The sequence below is a fragment of the Clostridium sp. genome, from assembly GCF_032576335.1.
In the GTDB taxonomy this organism is placed as follows: domain Bacteria; phylum Bacillota; class Clostridia; order Oscillospirales; family Acutalibacteraceae; genus Faecalispora.
The window spans coordinates 295663-321356 of the sequence record NZ_JAWFXC010000002.1; the positions used below are offsets into that span (position 1 = coordinate 295663).

A 25694-nucleotide genomic window follows, 5' to 3' on the forward strand; every position below is an offset into this window, starting at 1 on the left:
CTTCGCGAAAGCGAGGGCGCATTTTTGTTCTCAAAGCGTTTTGAATCCATCATCGCAGGAACCAAAATTCTAATTGCGTATATACTGTAGTAAGGCGAAAGCAAAAAAGACCTTACTCTGGATAGGCGGTGGAATGTATGCGAAAGGGTTGCAAATGCACTGGGGGTCTTGGAGCCTATTCCGTTGCCTTTGGATTGGGTTTGGTACTTTCCTGTTTTCTTCCGATCGGGCTAACCATGTTCATCATGGCTGTTCTACTGGTAGCGCTAGGTATTGCCTTGTTGAGACGCTGCTGAACATAATTAGGAGGTCTGTACGATGAAAGTAGTAGTAGTAAAAAGCTCCGGATTCTTTGGCTTTATTTTAAGGAAGATGTTTGGAATCCCCAAGTGCCGTGAAGAGTAAACTCTTCAAAAAATAGCTATCGTAGACTTCAGATTTTCATTCATAGTATGAATAATTACATGTAAGAAAAAGGAACAGGCAGCCAAAAGGCTGCCTGTTCCTTTTTTTACTTTTAAAAACTCGACTGACATTCGCTTAAAAACAATTAATTTTTATCGGAATATGATGGCCGCTCTGTATGGTCGTTTGCCATAGCAGTCAAAACCTGAGGCTGTAATAGTTGAATTTTTTTATTTCCCACTGAGCGTATGATTCCATCCTCTTCCAGTTGGTTTAGCTTTCGGCTTAGCGTCTCTCGGGCAATTCCCAAGTAATTGGCAATCCCCTCACGGCTAAGTGGCAGGGTTACCAAAGGGCCTTGTTCTCCCATTACTCCATATTTGCGATTAAATTCCAATAGCAAAAGAGCAATACGGTCCTCTATCTTTAAGTTGCCGGCTTCCTGCACCATTTGCTCCAATGCAATTACGCGGCGGCCAAGCTCCTCAATACAATGCTGTGCTAATAGGGGATGAGTGAGTATCATTTGCTGAAAATGTTCCCTTGAAAAAGAACAGGTTTCTACCTTTTGAAGCGCTTGTACATGGTAGTTTACACGTACATCTCCAAACAAAAACTGTTCCCCAAAAAAATCATTCTTTGAAAACAGATATAAAATCTTTTCTTGTCCGTCTGGAGCGATACGAAATGCCTTTGCACTGCCTTTTCGAATAATAGTAATACCGTGCGGCTTTGAGTCTTGCGTTATTATAATTTCACCTTTTTCATATTTACGGCAAATCATTCGCTCTGCAATCTCTTCAAAATCCTCATGTGCAAGAGCAGAGAATAAGGGAACCTTATGTACACACAATTCTTTCAGGCAATTCATACATTTTAAATTGCAGTTCAAGAAAAAATCCCCCTTAATTAGTGTTAGCTAACTTAAATTATATCTGACTGTTAACAAAATGTCAAAAAAACATTATAAAAACATCGTTATTCCAAATATTGTGATTTAGGTCACAGTTTAATGTATACCTTTTTAGTATAATATGGTTGCAAATCAAAATCGATTTGCCTTTGGAACTGTCGGAAAGAAGGGAGCTTAATTATGAATTTTACAAATGGTAAATGGAACAAAGAAATTGACGTGCGCGATTTTATTATCGCTAATTATACCCCTTACGAAGGTGACGAAAGCTTTTTGGCTTCACCAACAGAAAATACACAAAAGCTGTGGAAGCAGCTTTCCGACAAAATGAAAGAGGAGCGTAATCGCGGCGGGGTGTATGACATTGATGAGCATACCATCTCTACCATTACGTCTCATAAACCCGGTTATATTAATAAAGACTTAGAAGTTATTGTAGGTGTGCAAACGGACGAGCCATTAAAGCGAGCCATTATGCCCTTCGGTGGTATACGTTTGGTGCATACCGAGCTTGAAACGTACAACCGTGAGCTGCCAAAAGAAATTGACGAGGTCTTTAAGTACCGTAAAACACACAATGATGGTGTGTTCGACGTTTATACCGATGAAATTAAAAAAGCTCGTCACTGCGGAATTATTACCGGTCTGCCGGATGCGTACGGCCGTGGCCGTATTATTGGTGATTACCGCCGAGTAGCTCTTTATGGCACAGCTTTTTTAATTGATCAGAAGAAGAAAGCAAAGAGTGAAGCGATTGCCAATGCAATGGATAGTGACCTGATTCAGCTCAGAGAAGAGCTCAGCGAGCAGATTCGCGCTTTGGGTGAGCTAACTGAAATGGCTGCTTCTTACGGTTTCGATATTTCAAGGCCTGCTGAAAATACCAAGGAAGCCATTCAGTGGCTGTATTTTGCCTATTTGGCAGCGGTAAAAGAGCAAAACGGCGCGGCAATGAGTTTGGGTCGTGTATCCACGTTCCTTGATGTATACGCCGAGCAAGATATGAAAAACGGAGTCTTTACTGAAGCACAGGTTCAGGAGATGGTAGACCATTTTGTTATGAAGCTGCGCATTGTACGCTTCCTGCGTACTCCAGATTACGATGAGCTGTTCAGCGGTGACCCCACATGGGTAACGGAGTCCATTGCAGGTATTACACAGGACGGAAGACACATGGTAACGAAGATGAGCTACCGCTTCCTTCATACTCTTACGAACCTTGGTCCTGCACCAGAGCCGAACCTTACCGTGCTGTGGAGTGATCGCCTCCCGGAGGCATTCAAAGCGTATTGCGCTAAGGTTTCAATTGAGACTTCTTCCATTCAGTATGAGAACGATGATATTATGCGCCCGAAATACGGCGATGATTATGGAATTGCCTGCTGCGTTTCCGCAATGAGAATTGGCAAGCAAATGCAGTTCTTTGGGGCTCGCGCAAATTTGGCTAAGGCTTTGCTGTATGCAATTAACGGCGGTAAAGACGAGCGCTACGGCATGCAGGTTGGCCCAGAGCTGGCTCCCATCACATCGGAGTATTTGGATTATGAGGAAGTTGCTCGCAAATTCGATGCGATGACGGATTGGCTTGCGAATTTGTATATCAACACGCTGAACATCATCCACTACATGCACGACAAATACAGCTATGAGCGCATTGAGATGGCTCTTCATGATGAAGAGGTTCTGCGCACGATGGCAGGCGGCATTGCCGGTTTAAGCGTAGTTGCAGACAGCCTTTCCGCCATCAAGCACGCAAAGGTAAAGACGATTCGCAATGAGGCTGGTTTAGCAGTGGATTTTGAAATTGAAGGGGATTACCCCAAATACGGCAACAATGACGCTGTTGTGGACGATATAGCCACAGAGATTGTCAGCAGCTTTATGAAGAAGCTGCGCCGCCAGAAGACCTATCGCAACTCCCTGCAAACGCTGTCTGTGCTTACGATTACTTCAAATGTTGTTTATGGTAAAAAGACCGGTTCAACTCCGGACGGCCGCAAGGCTGGCGAGGCATTTGCTCCCGGAGCAAACCCCATGCATGGGCGCGATACCAACGGTTCGGTTGCCAGCATGAAGAGTGTAGCAAAGCTGCCTTATGACGACTCGGAAGATGGAATTTCTTATACTTTCAGCATTGTACCGGATGCACTCGGTAAAACCGGAGACCAGAAAAAACAAAATTTGGTTACCCTACTGGATGGTTACTTCCTTGAGACTGGCCATCATATCAATGTAAACGTACTCAACCGTGAAACCTTGCTGGACGCAATGGATCATCCGGAGAAATATCCGCAGTTGACCATCCGTGTTAGCGGCTATGCAGTTAATTTCATCAAGCTGACTCGTGAGCAGCAAAAGGAAGTACTGAGCCGTACCTTCCATGATAGATTTTAGTAAGTAATTCTTTAAGGAAAAGGCGGCTTATGCCGCCTTTTCTATTGGAAATAATTTATAATAAACTTATAGTACAAGGAAGCAAGTATAAAAGAGGTATGAAATTAAAAGCACCGGAGGAGATTATATGGGAAAGACAGGCTATGTTCACTCAATTGAAAGCTTTGGTACGGTAGACGGCCCTGGCGTTCGCTACGTTTTGTTTTTACAAGGCTGCGGTTTACGCTGCCTGTACTGTCATAACCCAGATACATGGAGGCCCTCCTGCGGCAAACTGGTGGATTCCGAACAGACTGCTGCCGATATTCTCAGCTACCGTAACTTTATTCGTACCGGGGGAGTAACGATTTCTGGTGGTGAACCGTTACTGCAACCGGAGTTTGTAACCGACCTTCTGGAGCGATGTAAGGGCAATGGCATTCACACAGCAGTTGATACAGCAGGAAGTGTTCCGTTATCTGTTTCAAAGCCTGTAATTGATGCTGCTGATATGCTTCTTTTGGATATTAAAAGCTTAGATGAAGAGCTATGCAAACGATTAACCGGGCAAGGACCGGAAAACACGCTCGCAACATTGGATTACTTCGAAAAAACGAAGAAAAGGGTATGGCTTCGCCATGTATTGGTACCGGGTCTAACCCTGAATAAAACCTTGTTGGAGGAAATGGCAGATTACCTGCAATCCTTTACTTGTATTGAGCTTACCGAACTTTTGCCATTCCATAAAATGGGGGAATTTAAATGGAAAGAACTTAATTTGGAGTATGAGTTAGGAAATACCCCTACGCCGTCAAAGGATGAGCTGCAAATGGTGAAGGAAATCTTTGAAAGTTATAACCTGCCATACTTACTAAAAGAATAAAGCATGACTGATATAAGAAAAACTTCCTGCTTCTGTAAATAGAGTAGGAAGTTTTTGGTACGCCTATTAAAATTCTTACCTGATATTTAGTTGACAAAGCAGAAATGCCTTGCTATAATTTTAGTTAGCTTAATCTAACTAACGCAAAGGTATGGTAAATAATGATTTTTGTTTGGTTAAATCCGGTATCAATCGCAATGTATGGGGGAGATTATCTTACTTCTCAATTAAAAGAGTGTGGATTAGAGCCGGTGGAGTGTAGGCTAGACCATATAGGTACAGTTCGTGAAAAATACAGTCAGATGGTAAATCGAACGAAGCGCTGTGTGGCAGATATGCGATGTCCCCTTGCAGTTGAATATGTAAAAAAGCGATATTCTCCTGATTTTTTGGAGTACCCGCCCATTGAGCCAATTCTTTTACATTGTGCTAGGGAGTTACAGCAGCGCCTTGTGGGGCAAGAGAAGCTAATTGTAACCACACCGTGTCGCTCTTTAAAAGAACTAGGGAACAATTTGCACCTGCCAAATGTGGAGTTCTTAACGTTTCTGGAGCTTGCACAGCACTATCAAATTACGCTGCAAAGAAAATCAATAGAAGCAAGTCCAATTCCTCCGGGTTTCTTTGCAGAATTGGGTGAACAGGTAAAAACACTAGACAGTCGAGATAAAATTGATGCTTATTTTTCAGCACCCGTTCCTAAAAACTCCCACGCTCTACTGGAAATGCTGTATTGTGAGTGTGGTTGCCATCACGGTGATGGGGTATTGGAGGGGGCAAAATGAAGAACACGCTAAAGGCTATATTGCCGTTGGCAATTGTGTTGGCACTTTGGCAGGCTGCGTCTTCAGCTAACATTTGGAGTGAATATGTACTGCCTAGTCCCGGTAGGGTACTTCAATCGATGAACACTATGGTACAGAGTGGTGTTCTTTTCGAGAATATTTGGGTTAGCTTCTGCCGTGTACTTACGGGCTTTTCCATTGCCTTTGCACTCGCGTTCCTTTTGGGACTTTTCGCTGGGCTTCGCCCAAGCTCCTCGGTTTATTACAATCATATTGTCGAGTTCTTTCGAAATGTACCGCCTTTAAGCCTAATTGCTCTATTGATTCTTTGGTTTGGTATTGGCGAAACCTCTAAGATTATCATTATTGTTTTGGCCTCATTTTTCCCAATGTTCCTTAATATCAAAAAGGGATTGGCATCCTGCGACCCTAAGCTAATTGAGGTGGGGCGTTCTCTAAACTTTACGCAGGGGCAGATTTTCGGGCGGATTTTACTTCCCAATGCTTTGCCAGATATTCTAATCGGTATGCGTGTAGGGATGGGGTATAGCTGGCGTGCGATAATCGGTGCCGAAATGATAGCGGCGGCAAGCGGGCTGGGCTACATGATTTTAGACGCACAGCAGATGTCACGCTCAGATAAGGTAATCGTGGGTATTTTTGTCATTGGAATCGTTGGCTATCTTTGTGACCGGCTGTTCTCACTGGCCATTAAAAAAGTACTGCATGGGGGTGTTGATAATAGCTGGAGCTAAAGTAAAGAACCTTTCGAAAAGCTTTGAGGTTGCAGGAAAAGAAATACCTGTTTTGCGAAATTTGTCGATTGAGTTTCCCGAACAAAGTATAACAGTGATATTGGGCAAAAGCGGCTGCGGAAAAACAACTCTGCTTCGTATTTTGGCAGGATTCGAGGAATGCAGCAGTGGTGAAGTCATTACCCCTGCGAAAGAAAAAATAGGGATGGTATTTCAGGAACCTAGGCTAATGCCTTGGCTCACGGTATGGAAGAACATTACCTTTGGTGTGCCAAAAGAGCGGCTGAATACAGCCGCCATAGAGCGCCTTATTGAATTAACGGGTCTGAAAGGGTTTGAAAAAGCCTACCCGTCGCAGCTATCGGGAGGAATGCAGCAAAGGGCAGCCCTTGCCCGTGCACTTGCCTATGATCCCGAACTGATTTTAATGGATGAGCCTTTTGCCGCACTCGATCATTTTACAAGAGAAACCATGCAAAATGAGTTAATTCATATCTTCTTAGAGCAAAAAAAGAGCATTCTGTTTGTCACACACAGTATAGACGAAGCTCTTTTAATCGGGCAAAAAATTTTGGTGCTGAACCCCAATGGTGCGGCACGAGAATTTGATTTGACCCAATACACCTATCCGAGAGATCTTCTTTCTCAAGACAGTATTGTAAAGAAAAAAGAGATACTCGGGGCAATCCAATCAAAAAAGGAGCAAATGCAATGAAACGAATTCTATCTATCTTAATGGCGGCAACAATTGCGGCGGCCTCTCTCTCAGGCTGTGGGGTTGCTGCATCCTTTGGTAAAACAGAAACCTCTCAAGCTACATCAACATCTTCTCCGGAGTTTACTGTAAATAAAATCGGGGTTACTTATGTGAAATCTCCACTTAACGTTCCCTCTATAGTAGAAAAGGAAAAGGGTATTTTTACAAAGGCATTTGAAGAATACAATCTGCCCGTAGAATATTCCAATTTAACCACTGGTCCGGAACAAACGCAGGCTCTGGCATCCGGCGATATTCAATTCTTATATGCAGTTGGTGCCACATCGGTCATTTTGTCGGCGTCCAATGGCGCAGATATAAAAATTCTGAATACTTACAGCCGTTCGCCGGAAGCATTCCGTATGTTTGCCGGGGAAGACAGCAAAATTGAATCTGCCGCTGATTTAAAGGGTAAGAAAATCGCCGGCCCGAAGGGTACCATTTTGCATGAGCTAATGGTTGCTTACCTGGCCACCGCGGGGCTCACTGAAAAAGACGTAGAGTTTGTCTCTATGGGTATTCCGGATGCACAGGCTGCTTTGGCGGGCGGTACCGTAGATTGCGCACTGTTGGCTGGCCCTACTGCTTATAATGTAGCAAAGGATGGCTTTAAAATCGTAACAACCGGAAAAGGCCTTGTAGATGCAACGATTGTTGTAGCAACTAGCCAGTCTTTCTATGATAAAAACCCGCTTTTGGTAAAGCGTTTCTTGCAGGCAGAAGAGCAAATTCAATCTTACATGAAAGAAAACATGGAAGATGTTCTGAAGATAACCGCCAAAGAAACCGAATTGAGCATGGATGCGGTAAAAGAAATGTACCCCATGTATGACTTTAAAACAGAGATTACCGATGCCGATATTGCTTCCATGAAAAAGACAGAGAAGTTCATGAAAGACAATAAGATGATTGAAAACGATGTGGATATTGACCAATTAATTTTACAAGTGAAATAAAACTTTTTTCACTCAAATTTAAATTGTATTTCAAAATACCCCCTTTTTTGCTGTTTGCGAAAAGGGGGTATTCTTTTTGCTACAAAAAACATATGTATAAAAGACATAACCGTTTTCTTTTTCTTTATGTTTAAGCATATCCGGGACAGGATGCGAATAGAAATTATGTAGAAACAGGAAAAGGAGAGAAACTCTATGGAGTATACACTCAACCGGCAGTCCATCTGCGCAAGTGAGATCATATTTGACGGTTGCCAGGAACAGCCGATCGACCTGGATTTCAGCCTTCCTGATTATTGCCCGGACATTCAACGTATCCTAAAATGCCAGGTATGCCCCCGCATTACCAATAGAAGTATTGCTGGAGATCACTTGGAGATTGAGGGCTCTGCCGCGATAAAGGTAATATATCTGGATTCCGGTGGTGGCTGTATTCGGTGCTGCGAAAACGTGAAACCGTTCTCTGCATCCATTCCGCTGAAAAAGCAAGCTGACAATGCAGTCATATTTACCAGCTCTCGAGTGGAATACATTAACTGCAGGGCAACCAGCCCGCGCCGTTTGGATATTCACGGCGCATTCTCCATCTGCGCTAAAGTTGCTGAAAAAGTCAACAATGAATTTGTAAGCAATATTGAAGGCGAAGATATTCAGCAAAAGCAAGAGCAAATTCCAGCCAGCCAAGTAACCTCCATTGCACAACAGCAGTTTTCTGTTGCAGAGGTACTTGAAATTAGCGACAGCAAGCCGCCTGCCAATGCGATTATCCGTTCCGGCGCTACGGCCAATATTTCAGACTACAAGGTTGTACCCGGTAAGCTGATTGTTAAGGGAGAGGTTAGCGTTAAGCTTTTGTATGCTCCTGAATCAGACGATATGCTGCCCGAGGCAATGGAATACGTAATTCCATATAGCCAAATGGTGGATGGTGATGGGCTGGATGAAGGCAACCTATGCGACGTAAGCGTTAACGTACTGAGTACGGATTTGCAAATCAAGAGCGATTCATCAGGAGAAAATACGCTATTTGAAGCAGAGGTACGCCTTGCCGCTAACCTGATGGCATATGAGGATACCGAAGTTGCCATTGTAACCGATGCCTACTCAACAAAATATGATCTAGAAACACAGGCACAATCAAAACCTGTCTTCCGCTTAGTTGAAATGATTAGCGATAATGTAACACAAAAGAACAGCTTCGACATTGGCGAAGGCGGAATCTCAAAGGTAATCGATGTTTGGAATGAAATCAGCAGTGTTTCTGCCGAAGAAGAAGAAAACCAAATTCGTTTTACCGGCAAACTGAATCTATGTATTCTTGCACTGAATGCACAGGAAAAGCCCTTCTACTTTGAACGGGTTATCGACTTTACTGGCGGCCACGAGTGGCGCAAAAAAGATGGTGGAGTGTTCTGTGCACCCCGGGTAGAAATCAGTAACATTAGCTTCCGAATCACTGGCGGTACGGGTGTTGAGGTAAAAACAGAACTCAAGCTCACCGCAGCGGTGTTCCAATCCAGTAGTCATAAAATGATTGCGGGTGCAAATGCAGATGAAAATAAAATGCGCCAAAAAGACGATTCTGCCGCACTGACCATTTATTTTGCAGACGCGGGAGAAAACCTGTGGGATATTGCACGGCGCTATTGCACTTCTGTCTCTGCAATCAAATTAGAAAATGAGCTGGAGGAAGATTTTGCTGAGAATAGGGGGATGCTTTTAATTCCTATGTGAGCAATCCTACAAAAATAAAATTCTCTGCCTGAGGGGGAGGTAAAATGGAAGAGCGCAATATTTATCAAGATATTTCGGAACGCACCAACGGTGATATTTATATTGGTGTGGTCGGCCCGGTTCGCACGGGTAAATCTACCTTTATTAAGAAATTTATGGATACCGTCGTTATTCCCAATATGGACGAAAACAGCCGGCGTGACCGCGCCATTGACGAAATGCCTCAGTCCGCCGCGGGCCGCACCATTATGACAACGGAACCCAAGTTTATTCCGGAGCAGGCAGTTACCGTACATATTGACGACAGTGCAACTTTCCGTGTGCGTATGATTGACTGCGTGGGCTATATAGTGCCCAGTGCTTTGGGGTATATTGAAAACGATTTGCCGCGTATGATTCGTACCCCTTGGTACGACGAACCCATTCCCTTTAATATGGCTGCGGAAATCGGCACGCAAAAGGTAATCACGGAGCATTCTACGATTGGTTTGCTCATTACAACAGATGGCAGTATCAGTGAAATTCCAAGAGAAGAATACGAAGAAGCTGAAGAGCGCGTCGTTTCCGAACTTAAAGAAATTAAGAAGCCCTTTATCATGCTGCTCAACAGCACCACTCCAAATGCACCGCAAACACTGGCACTGGCAGAAGATATGCAAAAGCGCTATAAGGTTCCGGTACAGCCGGTGAACTGCCTTGAACTGGAGGAAAACGAGATTCGAGAAATTTTAGCAAAGATTCTGTTCGAGTTCCCAGTAAAGGAAATTAAAGTGGAAATGCCGCATTGGCTTTCTACTCTCGACAAGAAACACTGGCTGCGTTCCTCCATTTTCCAAATCATTCAGCAATCTGCTATGAAAATCTCGCGGATACGTGAGGTTGGCGGTTTGGTTGATGATATGTCGAAGTGCGAAAATGTAAGCTCGGCTCAAACACTTTCTGTCGATTTGGGTACCGGCTGTGCCAGAGTGGGTGTTCAGCTAAAAACAGACTTGTTCTACCGCATTCTGGGTGAGCAGACGGGTCTGGAGCTGCACAATGAGGGAGAACTACTCTCTTCGGTTCTGGAGCTTGCAAAGATTAAGATGGAGTACGATAAGATTCGAGACGCCTACCAAGATGTTTTGGACACCGGCTATGGAATTATGATGCCAACAATTGATGAGATGAGCCTCGAAGAGCCTGAAATCATCAAACAAGGCGGCAAGTACGGTGTGCGCCTCAAAGCAGCTGCTCCCTCGGTTCATTTAATTCGTACCCGAATTACAACCGAGCTAACTCCCATTGTTGGTTCCGAGCAGCAATCGGAAGAGCTGGTTATGTCGATGATGAAAGAATTCGAGGAAAGTCCGCAAAAGATTTGGGAATCGAATATCTTTGGCAAATCTCTGCACGAACTAGTAAATGAGGGGATGCACAATAAATTGTACCGCATGCCGGGAGACGCTCGCGATAAGATGAAAGAGACAATTGAGCGTATTATCAACGACGGCTGCAACGGCCTTATTTGCATCATTTTGTAAGGCAAGTTGTAGAAAAACAAGTAAACCCATGGCATTTGGTGAAACCGGTGAGAGTATATAATTCCAAAATCCCCAAGCACTTTTTATAGTGCTTGGGGATTTTCATTTCATCCATTATTCCAAAGTTCCTTATTTCTTCCCGTTTCATAGCTTGGCTCTGGGGAATGGGGATATTGACTCGGGTCTTGTTGGTGCTTTTTTGCCCATGCCTTTGCCGGAATATACAATAGTGCCTCAAACTCCATATTTTTACGAAGCTTCTTTTTCTGGTTTAAGATCGCGTTATAATAAGCTTTGCCATTGATCAGCGCAGTACATCGGGCGTAAAGAAAGTCATCGCCTGAAAAACAATCAGATTTGTTTAACTCTTTAGCGATGATGGGATTATCAATTGCATAGAGTAGCTCTGACATCTTATTTTCGAAAGTAAAAATAACTTCATCTGGCCACTGAGCTAAATATTCGATTAATGGTTTAACCACAAGTTCGTCATTTCCTTTTTTAGACCAATCCAAAGTGTTGAGCATCGCAAAAAAATCGTAATCATGCATGGTATGTTCTTCAAATATTTTTTGTATAACAGGTGGAAGATTTATTCCCATCATGCACTCCTAATAAAAAGATAAGGAATCTAAATCTTAGAAATTGTGGTAAAATACCGTTTTTGAAATCTCAAAGCGATCGTCATGTAGTCTACTTGGTTTTGCATCCTCGCGGGGATAACCCATCATTAGAATAGCCGTGGGAAGAAGAGGTCCCGGAATTTGAAACTCCTTGCGAGCAATCTCTGCATCAAAGTGCATGACCCAAGTCGAACCAATACCCAATTCTTGGGCTTGCAGAATCATATGTGTACCAACAATACCCATATCAATATCACCGCTGTCGGCATTGTCAAATTCAGAGCGTTTCCAGCTTGTTTCTTTATCATAGCAAACCAAGAGTGCTAACGTTTGATGAAAACGGAACGGGCAGCACTTTGCCAGCTTTTCCATTTCCTCTGCGGTATTCAGCACCAAAATTCTTTGCGGTTGATTATTGTGGGCAGTAGGGGCAATTTGCCCTGCTTGTAAAATCAAATCTAGCTTATCCTGTTCCACAGGCTTATCACTGAATTTACGAACGGAATACCGGTCTTTTGCTAACTCCATAAAACTCATAATACATCCTCCACATTTAAATTTAAGAATTAAAAACCAATACTTATTGCTGTAAATGAATAATGAAATACTAATTATTCATCTGTATTATAACATGAATTGTCATTGTTTTCTATTTAATCAGTTATTTTCATCTAACAATTTATAGGCGAACAATAAAAAGTGAAGGATTAAGAATACAAAGTCTGAAAGAACGGAATCGAAAAAAGAGTTCATTCCCTTTTTTGGTGCTTCTGCCATATGACTTTTCTTGCATTTAAAGAACAAGGAGGATATAATAGAGTTGTAAAAAATGTCTTGTGCAACGGTTTTTAACCGCATTCCGCTTAGATTGCACGAGTTTAATAATTGATAAAGGAAGTGGCAGAATGTTCCCAATTTTAAAAAAGAGAAGACTCAATGATACTATGACGTTAATGGAGGTTGAGGCTCCTTTTATTGCAAAAAAGGCGAAAGCAGGGCAATTTATTATCCTGCGTGTGAATGAATTCGGTGAAAGAATACCGTTGACCATTGCCGATTATGATCGTGAGAATGGCTCCGTAACAATCATATACCAGAAGGTAGGGAAAACCACTCTGCTGCTCGACCAACTAGAAGAGGGGGAGGGCATTCTCGATTTTATCGGACCTCTCGGTACAGCTTCTCATTTGGAGGGCTACAAAAAAGCTGCGGTTATTGGTGGCGGTGCAGGCTGCGCCATTGCTTATCCTCAAGCAAAAGCTTTGCATGAGATGGGTGCTCACGTAGATATGATTGCTGGTTTCCGCAATAAAGACATTATCATTTTAGAAGATGAAATGAATGCAGTAAGCCAAAACCTGTTCCTGATGACCGACGATGGCTCTAATGGGAATAAAGGCTTTGTAACCGATGCTCTGAAGGCTCAAATCGAAGCCGGTGCAGAGTATGATTTAGTTGTTGCAATTGGCCCTCTGCCCATGATGCGTGCCGTCTGTAACCTTACAAAGCCCTACGGGATTAAGACCATTATCAGTATGAATCCCATTATGATAGATGGTACCGGTATGTGCGGTGGCTGCCGAGTTACAGTTGGCGGCGAAACAAAGTTTGCCTGTGTAGACGGCCCTGATTTTGACGGCCATCTCGTCGATTTTGATGAAGCGATTCTTCGTACCAGAACGTACCGTGAGGATGAAGAAAGAGCAACACGTGAATACAACTGTCATCTAATGGAGGGTGCAAAGAATGGCTAATATGAAACCCAATAAAACAGCAATGCCAGAGCAAGATCCTCTGGTACGCAATCAAAACTTTGAAGAGGTAACTCTAGGCTATACAGACGAAATGGCGCTGGAAGAGGCGCAGCGCTGCCTGCAGTGTAAGCACAAGCCCTGCGTTAATGGGTGTCCCGTAAATATTCGAATCCCTGAGTTTATTCGCTGTATTACAGAGGGAGATATAGAAGAGGCATACCACGTGATTACCTCTACAAGCTCACTGCCTGCGGTTTGCGGCCGTGTGTGCCCGCAAGAATCGCAATGTGAAGCAAAGTGCGTGCGTGGTATTAAAAATGAACCGGTTGGTATTGGCCGTTTAGAGCGTTATGTAGCCGATTGGTACATGAATAACCGTGAGAGAAAGCCCGTAGAAACAAACCGTAATGGCCATAAGGTGGCGGTAATTGGTGCAGGCCCCGCAGGCTTAACCTGCGCTGGCGATTTGAACGCACTTGGGTATTCCGTTACTATTTTTGAAGCCTTGCATACAGCTGGCGGCGTGCTCATGTATGGCATTCCCCAGTTCCGTCTTCCCAAAGAAATTGTGCAGAAAGAGATTGATTTACTTAAAACAAACGGGGTTACCATTCAAACAGATATGGTAATTGGCAAGGTTCTTTCTGTGGACGAGCTTTTCGAAATGGGCTTTGAGGCAGTATTCATTGGGTCTGGCGCAGGTTTGCCCAGCTTTATGAAAATTCCCGGAGAAGGGCTTGTTGGGGTTTATTCTGCCAATGAGTTTTTAACACGCATTAACTTGATGAAAGCATACAAAGAAGGGTACGATACGCCCATTATTCGCCCCAAGAATGTGGCAGTTTGCGGCGGCGGTAACGTTGCTATGGATGCTGCTCGCAGTGCAAAACGCCTTGGTGCGGAGAACGTTTACATTATCTACCGCCGTGCAGAAGAGCAAATGCCCGCGCGTGTGGAAGAAATTCACCATGCGAAGGAAGAAGAAATCGATTTCCGCCTGCTCACGAACCCCGTTGCGATTCACGGTGGTGAAAACGGAAGAGTGACTGAAATTGAGTGCATAAAAATGGAACTTGGTGAACCGGATGCCAGTGGCAGACGTAAGCCGGTAGAGGTGGAGGATTCCAACTTCCGCATCCCGGTAGATTGCGTTATCATGGCAATTGGCAATTCACCCAACCCACTGCTTCGCCAAACAACGGAAGGTCTGGAAGCGAACCGCCATGGATGCTTGGTTGTAAATGAAGAAACACTGCAAACCACGCGTGAGGGTGTGTTCGCGGGTGGAGACGCCGTGACAGGCGCCGCAACTGTTATTATGGCGATGGGTGAAGGTAAGCACGCCGCAAAATCAATTGACGAGTACATTCAATCTAAAAATAAATAGTCTTTCTAAGAACCGCTGTTCAGATAGAACGGCGGTTCTTTTTTCTTAACATATGAGTCAAAAAAATTCTTTTGTATAAAGGCATGGAGATTCTGCTATCCATTTTTGGAGGAAGGTGATTTGGCGTTCTCTTTTGGTACTTGCTGTCATATAAATAGAGTTGACGGGAGGGATACGAAAATGATGGGCAAGTATCATAGAAAAGATTATACGGAAGATGATTATAACCAACCCAATGATATTTACAGCGATTCTGAAAATGTAGATAGCCATTACAGCGGATCCGATAAAGTGGACGCAGATGGTTATGAGTATAATTACGACTACCACTACATAAAGCCGCAAGGCTACGAAGATGAGGAAGAGGACTACCTGCCAAGACCCAAGAAAAAGCCGAAAAAAATGCTCATTTTTATTCAATTGCTTGTCTGCATCACGGTTTTGGTTACGACTATGCTGCTAAAAGTAACGGGAGGCAATGCGTACCAAACCATACGGTCATTGTATATCAGCTATTCGAGTGATTCGATTATAGCACAGGAATCGTTTAATCAATTTACACGTACATGGGTGCAGTTTTTCTCTGCTTCTCCTGCCGATCATGGGAAGGGAACGGTTTCTTCTGCCCAAACACCAAATAATTCGGTGCCGCCGGCCTCTGCACCATCCTCTTCGTCTTCTGCTTCACAGCCATCTTCCTCCATGCCAGATATATCTTCCGCAGTATCGGGAGTTGCATATACCACCAGTGTTTCTTCTAAAACGCCGGTGTTTGTTTCTGTGTTTTTAGATACGCCGGTAAAAAACGGGGTGATTACCTCTGGTTTTGGCCCCAGAGATGGGTCTACCCATTTAGGGCTAGACCTTGCTGCTGATGCCGGTAGTAAAATTGTGCCTGCCATGCCGGGTAAAGTGGAGTTTAGCGGTGAGAATTCATCCTATGGAAAATATGTTGTTATAAACCATGGCTCTAATATAGAAACACGCTACGCTCATTGCGAGAAATTATTGGTCAAAAAAGGGGACTTAGTTACCTATTCCCAGCCGATAGCCCTGGTTGGCAGTACGGGAGATTCTACCGGCCCGCATGTACATTTTGAGCTTATTCTTTCCGGCGTCTGCTATGACCCTCAGCCGCTGCTGAAAAACAGGACGGTCTAATGCGGTTCCGCGTGTGGGGCTGTCAGGTTACGGTGCAGTTTTGGTTTATGGCATTTATAACATTGGGGCTGTTGCTAGACCGAAGCGGAATGGCCGGAATAGGGCTAATTGCGGTAATTCTTCACGAAAGTGGACACCTGATGATGATGTATTGGGTAGGTACTCCTCCAGAGCGCTTATCTATGAATCTGTTTGGACTTGAAATTTGCCAGAAGGTGGGTAGCTGCCGAACTTATCGTCAGGATGCCTGGATCGCCGTGGCTGGTCCTTTGGCAAACCTGATCTTTTTTGCGCTTTGCTGGCTGGCATACACGCTTACGCATTCGCTGTACCTTGCTAATTTGGGAGTGGCAAATCTAATGTTAGCACTTTTAAATGGGTTACCAGTTGGGCCTTTGGATGGCGGGCAAGCGCTGTATGCTTTGCTTTGTAAAAAGTATCCGGCCGAATCCTGCGAAAAAATAGTGGATATCGTTTCTTTTTTTATTATTCTTCCTATATCAATTGCAGGTTTTTTTGTGTTGCTCCAATCTCGTTATAATTTTTCATTGCTTGTTGTAAGCGGCTACCTTATGCTAATGCTATTATTAAAAAAGGGAAGGTACTTCTAAACTACTTGTAAGCCTGTATTTTTGAATTGATTCACAAAATATTTAGAATATTGTTGCTTTTATCTAAGCAGGCATTGTGATATAATAAACTCACGGCAAAATGTGCATAGAACAACCTTGTTTTTTCAAGAATTATAAAGGAAAGAATCCTTCGTTGCTGTTAAACAGCCATATTTATATGCTATTTCACTCTGTTTTGAGTAAACGAATTATTCAAGCGATCTGGATTTTTATAAACTTATGATTGGGATTTTATGTTATAATAGATGCAATCATACGATTGAAATTTAATATTATTTTTGAGCGCTGTAAGTTAAAAAATTCTTTTATAAAAGATATTTAATTAATGCTATTCATTTTGTGTCATTACGTAAATGATTAAAATTAGGGAATGATAAAGAAAAATGTTGTAAATAACAAGCAGGGTAATAGTTCTAAATGCTTTTATTTACGAATTAGGGAGATGAGTCACATGATAAAAATAGAGCAGTATCCCGTATCAGAGGGAATACAATTCCGGAGTATTCGAGATACCAGATTTAAGACTCTGCGTATTGCGGTGAATTTTATGCTGCCTTTGGAGAAAGACACGGTGGCTGCAAATGCACTGCTTCCTTTTTTATTGAGCCGTGCTAGCCGGGAATACCCGGATTTTACTCGCCTCAATGAGCGCCTTGCAGAATTATATGGCGCAGCGATTCATTGCGATGTACGTAAACTGGGAGAATCCCAGTTGCTTTCCATCGCGGTAGCTGGTCTGGCAGACCGTTACGCGTTGGATAACGAGAATATTTCTGCCGAGCTTTCACACCTTTTGTGCAGCATATTGTTTGACCCGCCATTTGTGGACGGGCTTTTCCCAGAGGATGGCTTTGAGCAGGAAAAAAGACAAACGATTGAAATGATTGAATCTGATTTTAACGACAAACGTGTTTATGCTCGTTTGCGTTGCGAACAGCTCATGTGTGACCGTGAAGCGTTTGGTGTTAGCCGCTATGGTAGCCGTGAAGATGTAACGGCATTACAGCGGGAAGAAATGACCAAGGTTTGGGACCGTGTTCTTCGCACAGCTCGCATTGAAATTATGGCGCTTGGTGATTGCGACCCAGTTCCGATTTACGACAGCTTCTTAAATGCATTTGAAAAGTTAGACCGTGAGCCTGTTGCCGAACTGAAAACGGAAGTAATCAAAGAGGTAACGAAGCCACGTGAATTTACCGATACCATGGACGTTGCGCAGTCTAAGCTGGTTTTGGGCTTCCGTGCAGGCGCTGCCGTTCCGCAAGATGCAGTGGCATCCACAAAGTTAATGACCGCGGTATTTGGCGGCTCGCCTAGTTCTAAGCTTTTCTTAAACGTTCGTGAAAAGCTTAGCCTTTGCTACTACTGCGCCGCTCGCTATGATTGGAACAAAGGTATTCTCATGGTGGAAAGCGGAGTAGAGACCGAAAACATTGATCGCGCTAAAACTGAGATTTTAGCTCAGCTCGATGAGATTCGGGCCGGCAAAGTAACGGAAGAAGAGCTGCTTGCTGCAAAGCTGAGCATGAGTAATAGTTTTCGTACAATTGGAGATTACCTTGGCGGTCTTGAAAACTGGTATGTTTCTCAGTCTTTCTGCGAAAAGATTCAATCTCCCGATGAAGCAGCGGAAGAAATCAACTCCGTTACTATGGAGCAGGTAGTTCAGGCTGCAAATCGTGTGGTTTTAGATACGGTCTACCGTATGGTAGGAAAGGGGGATACGGAAGAATGAAAATGGAAAAAATCACAAACGAGCGTGTCCACGACAGCTATTACAGCTTTAAGCACCCGAGTGGCCTGCGCATTTTTGTATACCCCAAAGAGGGCAGCAACTCAACCTATGCTATTTTTGGTACGCGTTACGGTTCGGTAGATACCAGCTTCCGCCGCTCAGACGAAAAGGAAGTTTGCACGGTTCCGGAGGGAATCGCACACTTTTTAGAGCATAAGCTTTTTGAAAGTGAAGACGGAGATGCGTTTACCCGTTTTGCAAAAACTGGTGCCTCTGCAAATGCGTATACCTCTTTTGATAAAACATGCTACTTGTTCTCTAGCACAGAGAATGTGTATGAGTCGCTTGAAATTCTACTTGATTTTGTTCAGTCCCCGTATTTTACGGAGCAAACCGTTCAAAAAGAGCAGGGTATCATTGGGCAGGAAATTCGCATGTACGACGATGACCCGCAGTGGAGAGTAATGTTCAATTTACTCAAGGCATTGTATCATCATCATCCGGTGAAAATTGATATTGCCGGCACCGTAGAAAGCATTGCTGAAATCACTCCGGATTATCTCTACCGCTGCTATAATACCTTTTATAATCTAAATAATATGGCGCTTTGCGTTGCGGGCAACATTGATCCGGAACGTGTATTGGAGCTATGCAATAAAATGCTGAAGTCTTCTGAAGCTGTTGAAGTGGAACGAATATTTGAGGAAGAACCTGCGGGTGTGGTAGAAAAACGTGTAGAACAAAAGCTTTCCGTTACGCTGCCTTTGTTCCAATTCGGTTTCAAAGAAGCCGCTGGCCACCGGAGTATTCAAGAGCTGGCGCAAATGGAAGTGTTATTGGAGCTTTTGGCGTCGGATGCTTCTCCGTTGTACCGCCGGTTGTTGGATGCAAACCTGATTAACACGGCATCCTTTGGCAGTGAATATTTTGAAGGGCCGGGCTATGCCGCCGTTATTTTCTCTGGGGAATCCAAGGACCCAGATGCCGTTGCAAAAGAAATTTGCAGCGAGGTAGAACGTTTGCGCAAAGAGGGCATTTCGCAAGAAGCGTTTGCTAGAGCCAGAAAAGCGCTGTACGGCAGAAATGTTGCTGCACTCAATAGTGCGGAAGCCATTGCAAACGCGATGATTACCCTAACATTTGATGAGCGCGAACTTTTCTCTTATATTGATGCGCTGGCCACCGTTGAGCTACAGGATGTTCAAGATTTGCTGGAAAAGCAGCTTCTTACCAAAAACTCTGCACTCTCGGTGATTACCCCTATCAAATAATTGGAGGCAACCTTTCATGTACCAAGTTCATACTGTCGAGTTCCCAAGATTGGGACTCGACTTCAACATAAACCCGACTGCCTTTTCCATTGGTAATTTTACAATTCAGTGGTATGGTGTGATTATTGCAATGGGATTTCTTCTGGCCTTTTTGTACCTGATGTTTAGTTGCAGAAAGTTCAATGTAGACCAAGATAGACTAATCGACGCCGTAATTGTTGGTATGATTGGCGGTATTATAGGTGCAAGACTGTATTATGTTATTTTTTATCCCGGTGACCAATATGTAAAAGACCCCATCAGCATTTTGTATATTTGGAATGGTGGGCTCGCAATTTATGGAGGCATTATCGGTGGCCTACTTTGTGGTGCACTTATGGCAAAGCTGCGCAAACTAAATATAGCGGCTGTGCTCGATTTAGCTGCGCTCGGCTTTTTAATTGGACAAACCGTGGGTCGTTGGGGCAACTATGTAAACCAAGAGGCATTTGGTACTGCTACCGATCTGCCCTGGGGCATGATCAGTGACCGAACACGCCTAATGGTTGACGGACCCGTTCACCCTTGCTTTTTATACGAATCAATTTGGTGCCTCATTGGCTTTGGTCTGCTGCATTTGTTTGCTACCAGAGTGCGCCGGTACGACGGGCAGGTTTTCCTGCTTTACCTGTTGTGGTATGGCCTTGGCCGCTTTTGGATTGAGGGCCTGCGTACCGACAGCCTGATTGCACCGGTAATTAACCTAAGAATATCTCAGCTTTTAGCGGCAGCAACAGTTCTGGTTGCTTTATCGCTTTTAATTGTTTTCCGCAATAAAACGAGCCTTTCGGGCATTGGATCCTCAAAGGTGATGGCACTAAATGGGATTACATTTGCGGTCGCGGAGAGTGAAGTTGGGGATGGTAAGAGTACCATTTTCAGTGATATTACTTCAAAACCCGAGATAAACGATGCAGTCAATGGTTCTGATATAGAAGAATCCGCTGACGATGATTCTCCTGTGATTGAGGATAATCTTACGGAAGATATGGCACAAAGCGAAGAAACAACACCTACAGAAATTGTAGCGCAAGAATCTGCATCAGACGATGCTGCGCAAAAAGAATAACCGAACCTTGGCTTGCAAGGATACGGCAATAAGGGAAATTATGGGAGGCTATTTATGGCTCAATTGATGAATGGAAAAGCGATCTCTGAAGCGGTTCGCAAACAGATTAAACAAGAAATAGACGCTTTACAAGAGGAGCAAGGGATTACCCCCGGCTTGGCCGTGGTTTTGGTAGGGGAAGACTCGGCATCGGAAGTATATGTAAAAAACAAAGAAAAGGCCTGCGAAGAGGTTGGGATTTCTTTTGAGTTGTTTCGTCTATCTGCTTCTATTACACAACAGGAGCTGGAAGAAACCATTTGCTCGTTAAACGATAGGGAAGATATAGACGGTATTCTGCTTCAACTCCCGCTTCCGGGCAAGCTGAATTCCGACCCGGTTGTCTCTCTCATTCGTCCGGACAAAGATGTGGATGCTTTCCACCCGGAGAATATAGGACATATCATGCGCGGAGATTTCATCTATTTGCCCTGCACTCCTGCGGGGATTATGCAGATGCTTCGTGAAGCTGGAATTAACCCTTCCGGTAAACGCTGTGTTGTGGTAGGCCGTAGCGATATTGTAGGCAAGCCAATGGCGATGCTGCTTCTGCATGCAGATGCTACCGTGACGATTTGCCACAGCAAAACAGAAAACTTAGCGCAAATTTGCCGTGAGGCAGATATTTTAGTCAGTGCCGTAGGTAAAGCCGGTTTTATTACCAGCGACATGGTCTGCCCCGGGGCAGTCGTAATCGATGTTGGTATGAACCGCAACGCGGAAGGAAAATTGTGTGGAGATGTGGATTTTGCATCGGTAGAGCCAATTGCATCCTACATTACTCCCGTTCCCGGCGGTGTTGGCCCCATGACGGTTGCTATGCTACTGCAAAACACGCTGGAGGCGGCGAAAAGGCATGGCGGTATTACCGTATGATTGCCTCATTACAATGAACCGAGGTTTCTTGGATGGGTAAATTTTTAAATGGCATCGAGTCTCCAAGGGATCTTAGATCCTTAACAATGGATGAACTGAACATATTATGCAGAGAAATCCGGCAGGAAATTATCCGCACGGTTGCAAAGAATGGCGGGCATTTGGCATCGAACTTGGGTGTGGTAGAGCTTACGGTTGCACTGCACTATGTTTTCGATGTTCCTTTTGATAATATTGTGTGGGATGTAGGGCACCAGTCTTACACCCACAAAATTCTAACAGGGCGTAGAAAACAGCTTTCCTCTATACGCACACAGGGTGGCCTTTCCGGTTACCCTAATCCCAAAGAGAGCGACTGCGATCCGTTCCATTCGGGGCACAGTAGTACCTCAATTTCAGTTGCATTAGGGCTTGCAAGTGCGAAAAAGCTGCATGATGACCCAAGCCACGTAGTGGCAGTGATTGGCGATGGCGCATTAACCGGCGGTCTTGCGTATGAGGGTTTGAATAACGCTGGTCGCTTCTCCAAAAATTTAATCGTTATCTTAAATGATAATAAAATGTCAATCTCGAAAAATGTTGGTTCTATCGCAAGGTATTTGGCACATATTCGTACCCAACCGGGGTACCTCAAAGCCAAGGGAACGGTTGAAGGGATTCTTGACCATCTGCCCGTGCTTGGCAGCCCTATCAGTAATGTTTTGCAAACCTCTAAAACTCTGCTAAAGCAGGCGCTTTATAAAGGAACTTTATTTGAAGACATGGGTTTTGCTTACTATGGCCCATACGATGGGCACGATGTAGAGCAATTAATAACCATACTACAAAGCGCAAAAGAAATTAACCGTCCTGTTTTATTGCATGTGATAACAGCAAAAGGCAAGGGATACACCTTTGCAGAGAAGAACCCCGACGCATTCCATGGCGTTTCGTGTTTTGATATTAAAACAGGTGAATCTCAAGCTTCCGGAGAAAATTTTTCGAAAGTATTTGGTAAAAGTCTTATGGCATTCGCTGAAAAAGATGAGCGAATTTGTGCCATTACTGCCGCAATGGAGAGTGGAACCGGGTTAGCAGGATTCCACAAAGCGTACCCCAATCGTTTTTTTGATGTAGGCATTGCGGAAGAACACGCAGTTACCTTTGCGGGTGGCCTTGCAGCCGGCGGAATGCTGCCGGTGTTTGCAGTATATTCCAGCTTTTTGCAGCGCAGTATTGATCAAGTGATTCATGACGCGGCCTTGCAAAATCTGAAAGTGACCCTTGCAATTGACCGTGCCGGAGTGGTAGGAGAGGATGGGGAAACCCACCAAGGCTTGTTTGATGTATCGCTGCTTAGTGCGATACCAAACATGACCATTTTCTCGCCCGCTTATCATGAAGAGCTAAAGCTTCTGCTGCACCAAGCGATATACGATTGCCCAGGCGTAACGGCTGTTCGTTATCCCCGTGGAGGCCAGCTATACCAGCCCGACGATTTTGTGGTAACGGGGAACGCCTACGACATTTACGGTGACCCACAAGCACCTGTTACACTTGTTACCTATGGAAGAATTTTTTCAATGGCTTGCCTTGCAGCAAATAAGCTGGAAAAAGAGGGCATTTCATTACAGATTATTAAACTCAACCGAATTCACCCGGTAGACCCGCAGGCAATCAATGCTTGCCTAGGAGCAAGCCACACTTTCTTTTTTGAAGAAGGAATTCGACAGGGTGGAGTAGGTGAGCATTTCTTTTACCAAATGTATCAGCAAAGCTATAAGGGCAAAACGACCTTGCGAGCGGTGGAAAGCCGCTTTGTAAAGCAAGCGACGATGCGCCAGTCATTGGCTGAGTTGGGGTTGGACAGCGAGGGAATGAAAAACTTGATTCAAACGGAGTACGTGAAGTGATAGAAAAAAAAAGACTCGACACCTTAGTGTTTGAAAAGGGATTTGCAGAAAGCCGAGAGAAAGCGAAAACTCTTGTTATGCTGGGGAATGTTTATGTAGATAACCAAAAATCAGACAAACCGGGTACGATGCTGCCAACAGATACAGCTATTGAGGTACGCGGTCAGGGGCTGCGCTATGTAAGCCGTGGTGGATTGAAGCTTGAAAAAGCCATTCAGCAATATGGGCTTAATCTTACAGGCCAAACCTGTATGGATATTGGCGCTTCTACTGGCGGGTTTACCGATTGCATGCTGCAAAACGGCGCCGAAAAAGTATACGCAGTAGATGTTGGCTACGGCCAGCTCGCTTGGAAGCTTCGCACAGACCCCCGCGTTGTAAATATGGAACGCACCAATGTTCGTTACCTTACCACCGAGCAAGTAAAGGATCCTATCGATTTTTTTAGTGTAGATGTTTCCTTTATTTCTTTAACCTTAGTGTTACCGGTAGCCAGAACCTTTTTATCAGAACATGCGCGGGCGCTGTGCCTGATTAAACCACAGTTTGAAGCCGGGCGTGAGAACGTAGGGAAAAAAGGTGTGGTGCGCGATAAAGCAGTTCATGAACAGGTGATAGAGAAAATTCGTGATTTTGTTCTTTCGCATGGTTTTACAGTACTTGGTCTTACGTTTTCTCCGGTCAAAGGGCCGGAGGGGAACATTGAATACCTCATCTATCTGCAAAAGGCAGAAGATGCGGAAGATTTAAGTGGTCAGTCTATTTCAGCTTTAGTAGAGCAATCTCATAATGAGTTAAGTGGTGGTGATACACATTGATTGCAGCAATCATACCAAATCTTACAAAAGCAAACGCGGAGCTTGTAACGCAAAACTTGCTTTGCGAACTTCGTCGTTTAGAAATACGTGTTTGTATGGAAGCGAGCCTTTACAGCACCTTTCCGTACCGCGATATTGAATTTTTTGAGGATTTTTTTGGCATGATATCTGCATGCGATGTTGTAATTGCCGTTGGTGGCGACGGTACCATTATTCACGCAGCCAAGCATGCTGCGTTGGCTGACAAGCCTGTTCTGGGTGTTAACGCTGGCAGAATTGGGTTTGTAGCAGGGCTCGAGCCAAACCAGCTTCACCGCTTACGCCAGCTTCTAGACGGCACCTACAAGGTGGAGCGCCGCCTGATGCTGGAAGCATCTTTAAAAAGCGAGCAATACCAAAAGGTGTATTACGCACTCAATGAAGGGGTTATTTCTCGAGGTTCCCAATCTCGAATCCTTGATTTTCAGGTTTCTTACAACGGGAATAATCTTTGCCATTACCGGGCAGATGGCCTAATTGTTGCAACTCCCACCGGTTCTACGGCATATTCTCTTTCTGCGGGTGGGCCGGTTATCGAGCCGTCAATGCGCTGTTTGCTGTTAACACCGATTTGCCCGCACTCTTTACTCACGCGCTCTGTGGTATTTGATGAGGATACCACGTTGCATATAAAAGCGGTGCCCAATGGTCAAAGCGAAATGTTCTTAACCCTTGATGGTGAACCGACAATTCCGGTAACGGAAGAGGATTGTGTACGTTTTCAAAAATCCAGCCGGTCGGTTAGCTTAATCGACTTAAAATACCAAACCTTTTATGAAATAGTGAATGAAAAACTTTCAGAACGGAGAGCGTGACATGAAAACAAGACGCCATACGAAAATTCTGGAACTCATCAGCGAATACCAGGTTGATACCCAGGAAGAGCTTCTGCGACGCCTAAAGGATGCCGGTTTTGATGTAACGCAGGCAACGGTATCCCGCGATATTAAGGAGCTGAGGCTAGTGAAAATTCTGTCTGCGGACGGAAAATACCGCTATGCCAACAACCAAGAGCCGTCGCGAGATATTTCCGGTATTTTTTATTCGCTGTTTGAAGATTCCGCCATTGAAGTTGATAACGCAATGAACCTTGTAGTCATTAAGTGTTTAACAGGCATGGCAAATGCAGTTTGTGCTGCGCTTGACGGCCTTCGTTGGGAGAAGGTTGTGGGTACGGTAGCGGGTGATGACACCGTGCTGGTAATTACCAAAACACCAGAGACGGCTCTCGAACTAAAAGAGGATCTTAAAAAACTGATTTCTGGCAGGTGAATA

General features: G+C 44.3%; 23 protein-coding genes. 20 read left to right on the plus strand and 3 right to left on the minus strand.

Annotated elements, in window-relative coordinates:
• Positions 1-550: 550 nt before the first annotated feature.
• Positions 551-1297: a Crp/Fnr family transcriptional regulator gene (locus E7L17_RS03510; RefSeq protein ID WP_316321877.1), complete on the minus strand. Its 747-nt coding sequence runs from the start codon at positions 1295-1297 to the stop codon at positions 551-553.
• Positions 1298-1498: 201 nt separating this feature from the next.
• Here E7L17_RS03510 and pflB point away from each other — a divergent pair, with 201 nt between their 5' ends.
• From pflB to spoIVA, 8 genes are all read left to right on the plus strand, one after another.
• Entirely contained in the window at positions 1499-3712 is a 2214-nt protein-coding gene (pflB, locus tag E7L17_RS03515) for a formate C-acetyltransferase (protein WP_316321878.1), read from the plus strand.
• A 127-nt stretch (positions 3713-3839) separates the two neighbouring features.
• On the plus strand, positions 3840-4574 hold the full coding sequence (gene pflA / locus E7L17_RS03520; RefSeq protein ID WP_316321879.1) for a pyruvate formate-lyase-activating protein: 735 nt from the start codon (positions 3840-3842) through the stop codon (positions 4572-4574).
• Positions 4575-4735: 161 nt separating this feature from the next.
• On the plus strand, positions 4736-5359 hold the full coding sequence (locus tag E7L17_RS03525; RefSeq protein ID WP_316321880.1) for a hypothetical protein: 624 nt from the start codon (positions 4736-4738) through the stop codon (positions 5357-5359).
• Positions 5356-6114 carry an ABC transporter permease gene (locus E7L17_RS03530; RefSeq protein WP_316321881.1) on the plus strand — a complete coding sequence of 253 codons (759 nt, stop codon included), beginning with the start codon at positions 5356-5358 and terminating at the stop codon, positions 6112-6114. Before E7L17_RS03525 ends, E7L17_RS03530 begins: the two co-directional genes overlap by 4 nt.
• Positions 6086-6829: an ABC transporter ATP-binding protein gene (locus tag E7L17_RS03535; protein ID WP_316321882.1), complete on the plus strand. Its 744-nt coding sequence runs from the start codon at positions 6086-6088 to the stop codon at positions 6827-6829. Before E7L17_RS03530 ends, E7L17_RS03535 begins: the two co-directional genes overlap by 29 nt.
• Positions 6826-7827, plus strand: a complete 1002-nt coding sequence (locus tag E7L17_RS03540) for an NrtA/SsuA/CpmA family ABC transporter substrate-binding protein (protein WP_316321883.1) — start codon at positions 6826-6828, stop codon at positions 7825-7827. The genes E7L17_RS03535 and E7L17_RS03540 overlap by 4 nt, the downstream gene beginning before the upstream one ends.
• Positions 7828-8022: 195 nt before the next feature.
• Positions 8023-9561 carry a DUF3794 domain-containing protein gene (locus E7L17_RS03545; protein ID WP_316321884.1) on the plus strand — a complete coding sequence of 513 codons (1539 nt, stop codon included), beginning with the start codon at positions 8023-8025 and terminating at the stop codon, positions 9559-9561.
• Positions 9562-9605: 44 nt separating this feature from the next.
• Positions 9606-11084: a stage IV sporulation protein A gene (spoIVA, locus tag E7L17_RS03550; protein ID WP_316321885.1), complete on the plus strand. Its 1479-nt coding sequence runs from the start codon at positions 9606-9608 to the stop codon at positions 11082-11084.
• A 107-nt stretch (positions 11085-11191) separates the two neighbouring features.
• On the opposite strand, the gene E7L17_RS03555 is transcribed toward spoIVA, so the two are convergent.
• Both E7L17_RS03555 and E7L17_RS03560 read right to left on the minus strand, forming a co-directional pair.
• Positions 11192-11686: a DUF4240 domain-containing protein gene (locus E7L17_RS03555; protein WP_316321886.1), complete on the minus strand. Its 495-nt coding sequence runs from the start codon at positions 11684-11686 to the stop codon at positions 11192-11194.
• A 36-nt stretch (positions 11687-11722) separates the two neighbouring features.
• Positions 11723-12244: a nitroreductase family protein gene (locus E7L17_RS03560; RefSeq protein ID WP_316321887.1), complete on the minus strand. Its 522-nt coding sequence runs from the start codon at positions 12242-12244 to the stop codon at positions 11723-11725.
• Between the two features lie 368 nt (positions 12245-12612).
• On the opposite strand from E7L17_RS03560, the gene E7L17_RS03565 reads away from it, so the two are divergent.
• The 12 genes from E7L17_RS03565 to argR all read left to right on the plus strand — a co-directional run bounded on the left by E7L17_RS03565 (position 12613) and on the right by argR (position 25691).
• Positions 12613-13461: a sulfide/dihydroorotate dehydrogenase-like FAD/NAD-binding protein gene (locus E7L17_RS03565; RefSeq protein WP_316321888.1), complete on the plus strand. Its 849-nt coding sequence runs from the start codon at positions 12613-12615 to the stop codon at positions 13459-13461.
• The gene (gltA, locus tag E7L17_RS03570) at positions 13454-14848 is read left to right on the plus strand and encodes an NADPH-dependent glutamate synthase (RefSeq protein ID WP_316321889.1); all 1395 of its coding nucleotides are present in this window, start codon (positions 13454-13456) and stop codon (positions 14846-14848) included. The genes E7L17_RS03565 and gltA overlap by 8 nt, the downstream gene beginning before the upstream one ends.
• Positions 14849-15028: 180 nt before the next feature.
• Entirely contained in the window at positions 15029-16009 is a 981-nt protein-coding gene (locus tag E7L17_RS03575; protein WP_316321890.1) for a M23 family metallopeptidase, read from the plus strand.
• A gap of 47 nt (positions 16010-16056) precedes the next feature.
• Positions 16057-16620: a metalloprotease gene (locus tag E7L17_RS03580; protein ID WP_316321891.1), complete on the plus strand. Its 564-nt coding sequence runs from the start codon at positions 16057-16059 to the stop codon at positions 16618-16620.
• Positions 16621-17092: 472 nt separating this feature from the next.
• A complete protein-coding gene (gene yfmF, locus E7L17_RS03585; protein ID WP_316321892.1) occupies positions 17093-18376 on the plus strand; it encodes an EF-P 5-aminopentanol modification-associated protein YfmF in 1284 nt (427 codons plus the stop codon).
• Complete coding sequence (gene yfmH, locus E7L17_RS03590) at positions 18373-19647, plus strand: EF-P 5-aminopentanol modification-associated protein YfmH (protein WP_316321893.1); 1275 nt, start codon at positions 18373-18375, stop codon at positions 19645-19647. The genes yfmF and yfmH overlap by 4 nt, the downstream gene beginning before the upstream one ends.
• A 16-nt stretch (positions 19648-19663) precedes the next feature.
• Positions 19664-20755 carry a prolipoprotein diacylglyceryl transferase gene (gene lgt / locus E7L17_RS03595; RefSeq protein WP_316321894.1) on the plus strand — a complete coding sequence of 364 codons (1092 nt, stop codon included), beginning with the start codon at positions 19664-19666 and terminating at the stop codon, positions 20753-20755.
• A 54-nt stretch (positions 20756-20809) separates the two neighbouring features.
• Positions 20810-21670 (plus strand): bifunctional methylenetetrahydrofolate dehydrogenase/methenyltetrahydrofolate cyclohydrolase FolD, encoded by an 861-nt coding sequence (folD, locus tag E7L17_RS03600; RefSeq protein WP_316321895.1) that lies wholly within the window; start codon positions 20810-20812, stop codon positions 21668-21670.
• Positions 21671-21702: 32 nt separating this feature from the next.
• Positions 21703-23562, plus strand: a complete 1860-nt coding sequence (gene dxs / locus E7L17_RS03605) for a 1-deoxy-D-xylulose-5-phosphate synthase (RefSeq protein WP_316321896.1) — start codon at positions 21703-21705, stop codon at positions 23560-23562.
• The gene (locus tag E7L17_RS03610) at positions 23559-24380 is read left to right on the plus strand and encodes a TlyA family RNA methyltransferase (protein WP_316321897.1); all 822 of its coding nucleotides are present in this window, start codon (positions 23559-23561) and stop codon (positions 24378-24380) included. Before dxs ends, E7L17_RS03610 begins: the two co-directional genes overlap by 4 nt.
• On the plus strand, positions 24377-25234 hold the full coding sequence (locus tag E7L17_RS03615) for an NAD(+)/NADH kinase (protein ID WP_316321898.1): 858 nt from the start codon (positions 24377-24379) through the stop codon (positions 25232-25234). Before E7L17_RS03610 ends, E7L17_RS03615 begins: the two co-directional genes overlap by 4 nt.
• A 1-nt stretch (position 25235) precedes the next feature.
• Positions 25236-25691: an arginine repressor gene (gene argR, locus E7L17_RS03620; protein ID WP_316321899.1), complete on the plus strand. Its 456-nt coding sequence runs from the start codon at positions 25236-25238 to the stop codon at positions 25689-25691.
• Positions 25692-25694: the final 3 nt, after the last annotated feature.

Excerpts from the sequence above, each read along its gene's own strand:
- pflB (WP_316321878.1), top strand. The coding sequence starts at position 1,499 with ATGAATTTTACAAATGGTAAATGGAACAAAGAAATTGACGTGCGCGAT.
- pflA (WP_316321879.1), top strand. The coding sequence starts at position 3,840 with ATGGGAAAGACAGGCTATGTTCACTCAATTGAAAGCTTTGGTACGGTA.
- E7L17_RS03525 (WP_316321880.1), top strand. The coding sequence starts at position 4,736 with ATGATTTTTGTTTGGTTAAATCCGGTATCAATCGCAATGTATGGGGGA.
- E7L17_RS03530 (WP_316321881.1), top strand. The coding sequence starts at position 5,356 with ATGAAGAACACGCTAAAGGCTATATTGCCGTTGGCAATTGTGTTGGCA.
- E7L17_RS03535 (WP_316321882.1), top strand. The coding sequence starts at position 6,086 with ATGGGGGTGTTGATAATAGCTGGAGCTAAAGTAAAGAACCTTTCGAAA.
- E7L17_RS03540 (WP_316321883.1), top strand. The coding sequence starts at position 6,826 with ATGAAACGAATTCTATCTATCTTAATGGCGGCAACAATTGCGGCGGCC.
- E7L17_RS03545 (WP_316321884.1), top strand. The coding sequence starts at position 8,023 with ATGGAGTATACACTCAACCGGCAGTCCATCTGCGCAAGTGAGATCATA.
- spoIVA (WP_316321885.1), top strand. The coding sequence starts at position 9,606 with ATGGAAGAGCGCAATATTTATCAAGATATTTCGGAACGCACCAACGGT.
- E7L17_RS03555 (WP_316321886.1), bottom strand. The coding sequence starts at position 11,686 with ATGGGAATAAATCTTCCACCTGTTATACAAAAAATATTTGAAGAACAT.
- E7L17_RS03560 (WP_316321887.1), bottom strand. The coding sequence starts at position 12,244 with ATGAGTTTTATGGAGTTAGCAAAAGACCGGTATTCCGTTCGTAAATTC.
- E7L17_RS03565 (WP_316321888.1), top strand. The coding sequence starts at position 12,613 with ATGTTCCCAATTTTAAAAAAGAGAAGACTCAATGATACTATGACGTTA.
- gltA (WP_316321889.1), top strand. The coding sequence starts at position 13,454 with ATGGCTAATATGAAACCCAATAAAACAGCAATGCCAGAGCAAGATCCT.
- E7L17_RS03575 (WP_316321890.1), top strand. The coding sequence starts at position 15,029 with ATGATGGGCAAGTATCATAGAAAAGATTATACGGAAGATGATTATAAC.
- E7L17_RS03580 (WP_316321891.1), top strand. The coding sequence starts at position 16,057 with ATGGCATTTATAACATTGGGGCTGTTGCTAGACCGAAGCGGAATGGCC.
- yfmF (WP_316321892.1), top strand. The coding sequence starts at position 17,093 with ATGATAAAAATAGAGCAGTATCCCGTATCAGAGGGAATACAATTCCGG.
- yfmH (WP_316321893.1), top strand. The coding sequence starts at position 18,373 with ATGAAAATGGAAAAAATCACAAACGAGCGTGTCCACGACAGCTATTAC.
- lgt (WP_316321894.1), top strand. The coding sequence starts at position 19,664 with ATGTACCAAGTTCATACTGTCGAGTTCCCAAGATTGGGACTCGACTTC.
- folD (WP_316321895.1), top strand. The coding sequence starts at position 20,810 with ATGGCTCAATTGATGAATGGAAAAGCGATCTCTGAAGCGGTTCGCAAA.
- dxs (WP_316321896.1), top strand. The coding sequence starts at position 21,703 with ATGGGTAAATTTTTAAATGGCATCGAGTCTCCAAGGGATCTTAGATCC.
- argR (WP_316321899.1), top strand. The coding sequence starts at position 25,236 with ATGAAAACAAGACGCCATACGAAAATTCTGGAACTCATCAGCGAATAC.